This window comes from Marinilabilia sp., from assembly GCF_016278715.1.
Lineage (GTDB): Bacteria > Bacteroidota > Bacteroidia > Bacteroidales > Marinilabiliaceae > Marinilabilia.
In genome coordinates, this window is record NZ_JADQBH010000283.1 from 1 (window position 1) to 3,046 (window position 3,046).

A 3,046-nucleotide genomic window follows, 5' to 3' on the forward strand; every position below is an offset into this window, starting at 1 on the left:
CGGACAGTTTGTAGAGGTTCGGGTGGATGGCTCCACAGACACCTACCTGCGTCGTCCATTGTCAATTCACGATGTGGACTACGAAACCAATACTTTAAAACTACTTATCCAAGAGGTTGGACCGGGTACACGCACGCTCAGCCGCCTGACAGCTGGCGACCAGCTCAATATGATTTACCCATTGGGCAATCACTATTCCTTGCCGCAAAGTGATAATGTGCTGCTGATTGGCGGTGGTTGTGGCGTTGCGCCCTTATTGTTTCTGGGCAGGTACCTGAAAGAAAATGGTATCACACCGCGTTTTCTGGTTGGCGGAAGAACGGCTGCCGATTTAGTGGAGTTGAAAGCTTATGAATCGTTGGGTGAAGTGATGGTAACTACCGAAGACGGAACGAAAGGCACCAAAGGTTTTGTAATCCATCATCCGGTGATGAAAACATTTAACCCTGATTTTGAATGCATTTACACTTGTGGACCTGAACCGATGATGAAAGTATTGGCAAAATATTCTGCAGAACGGGACATCAAATGCCAGGTATCCATGGAAAATACCATGGCTTGTGGAATTGGCGCTTGTCTTTGCTGTGTTACCGCCACACAAGATGGACATAAATGTGTTTGTACAGATGGACCAGTATTTGACTCAAAATATTTAAAATGGTAGATTTATCCGTAAACTTAGGAAATTTAACCCTCCGAAATCCGGTGATGACTGCATCGGGAACTTTTGGGTATGGTGAAGAATACGAAGACTTTATTGACCTTTCCAGACTGGGAGGAATAATTGTTAAAGGAACAACGGCCGGTGCCCGGGAGGGAAATCCGTATCCCCGAATGGCCGAAACCCCTATGGGAATGTTGAATGCTGTGGGGCTCCAAAACAAAGGGATAGATGTTTTTTCCAACGAGATTTGGCCCAGAATCAGCAATAGGGATACCAATATTCTGGTCAATGTTTCGGGTTCTACCATTGAGGAATACGTTGAAACGGCTGCTAAAATTGCAGAATTGGAGGGAGTGCCCGGAATAGAACTGAATATTTCGTGTCCAAATGTAAAAGAAGGGGGGATGGCTTTTGGAACCAGTTGCCCTTCTGCCATTGCAGTAACCAGGGCGGTTAGAGAGGTCTTTCCACGGCATCTGATGGTGAAACTGTCTCCCAATGTTACAGATATTACAGAAATAGCAAAAGGAGTAGAAGGTGCTGGTGCTGATTCTGTTTCCCTTATCAATACACTACTGGGAATGGCCATAAACGCTGAAACGCAAAAACCCGTGTTGTCAACTGTAACCGGAGGTTTGTCGGGCCCTTGTGTAAAACCGGTGGCATTGCGAATGGTCTGGCAAGTGGCTTCTTCTGTTAAGGTTCCTGTTGTAGGCCTTGGAGGTATTTCCTCAGCAACCGATGCCATCGAGTTTCTTCTGGCAGGGGCATCAGCGATTCAGGTGGGGACTGCCAATTTCCTGGAGCCTGATATTACAGTTAAAATTGTTGATGGTATTGTTCAATATATGGAAGCAAAGGGACTACAGAAGGTTTCAGAACTCACTGGAGCATTAAAAATATAAAACTTTAACCGAAACAAATGTAAACAACCCCAAGATGCAGCATTGTTTACATTTGTATTATTAATCTTTTTAGTATAATTTTAATGATGTTCTCATTTGTAAACTCGCATCATAAGGGAATCCTAATTTTTCTTATTTTATTTTTAGCTGCCTCAATTTCAGGGGCTCGAAACAATTTGCAGCAATCGCTTTCAAAGGATGCCAGTATCTCTGTATTGACATGTGCGCCCGGCGAGGAACTTTATTCAGTATTTGGTCATACGGCCATCCGGGTCTCAGACCCGTCCAACGAAATAGATCTGGTATTTAATTACGGTACTTTTGACTTCAACACTCCCTTTTTCTATTTAAAGTTCGGGCATGGAAACCTGAATTATTTATTGTCTGTTGCACCTTTTAAACGGTTTATGCGCGAGTATTTCATGAGTGGGCGTTCGGTTTGGGAGCAGCAATTAGCCCTTTCCCAAAAGCAGAAAAACGAACTTTTTAAGGCTCTAATTATCAATGCACAACCTGAAAACCGGGCTTATCAATACGATTTCTTTTACGATAATTGTGCCACCCGAGTGGCCGATATTATCCTGAATCAGTATCCATCTCAAAAGATTGAGTTTTCGACTGAAGATACTTCCTCACCAATGACATTTCGGGACGCCATCCATCCTTATTTGGACCCACATCCCTGGACGAAATTTGGAATTGATCTGATATTGGGAGCTCCTGCGGACGCTGATACCGATTCTGTTTCCATTATGTTTTTGCCCGATTACCTGATGACGCAATTTTCAGGCATTCGCATTAATTCCGCTAATGAAAGCGGCTTATTGGTTTCAGAAACGAATATTTTACTTGATTTTAGTGATGAAACTCATGGTGTTGGAAGTTGGTGGTCACCTGCTACCACTTTGTGGTTAATTCTTATTTTGGTTGTGCTTTTATCTCTGGCGGAAATCACCGGGATGGTAAGATTAAAACTGCTGGACATCTTTCTTTTCAGCTTTGTTGCCCTTTTGGGCATCGTTATTTTTTACCTGAGCTGGATATCGAATCATCTTGTCACCAGCCCAAACTGGAATTTTCTCTGGGCTAATCCTTTTTGGATTTTGTTGGTTACAAATGTAACTGTGAGTTTTCGCAGATTTTTTTGTATCCTGGAAGGGGTCGCCATTTTTATTTTCTTTTTGCTGATGGTTTTAGGCGTTCAGTTTTTCCCAGCTGAAGTTATTCCCGTTATTCTTATTTTGATTATTCGTGGAGGATTAACATTTTTGGGCACAAATAAAATTGTTAAGATAAAGAACTAAATATCTGAAATGCTGCTTTTTGGTGTTCCTTAAAGGCAATTTATATTTTTGACCACTCAATTATTCTTACCAACCCGCAAGCCGTCTCTCAGATTTGGGAAAATAACACCGTTTCTTATGTTAATAATAGAACAGAGTGACATTTTTCTATCAAACAAACCTAATCCCATGTT

Annotated in this window: 3 protein-coding genes; all 3 read left to right on the forward strand. The window is 42.1% G+C overall.

Annotated elements, in window-relative coordinates:
- Nucleotides 1-664 (forward strand): dihydroorotate dehydrogenase electron transfer subunit (locus QZZ43_RS17205; RefSeq protein ID WP_291861895.1); only part of this gene is annotated, 664 nt, incomplete at its 5' end.
- Nucleotides 658-1,569 (forward strand): dihydroorotate dehydrogenase, encoded by a 912-nt coding sequence (locus tag QZZ43_RS17210; protein WP_291861897.1) that lies wholly within the window; start codon nucleotides 658-660, stop codon nucleotides 1,567-1,569. The genes QZZ43_RS17205 and QZZ43_RS17210, both read left to right, overlap by 7 nt.
- A gap of 176 nt (nucleotides 1,570-1,745) precedes the next feature.
- Nucleotides 1,746-2,873 (forward strand): DUF4105 domain-containing protein, encoded by a 1,128-nt coding sequence (locus QZZ43_RS17215; RefSeq protein WP_291861899.1) that lies wholly within the window; start codon nucleotides 1,746-1,748, stop codon nucleotides 2,871-2,873.
- The last annotated feature ends 173 nt before the right edge of the window (nucleotides 2,874-3,046 follow it).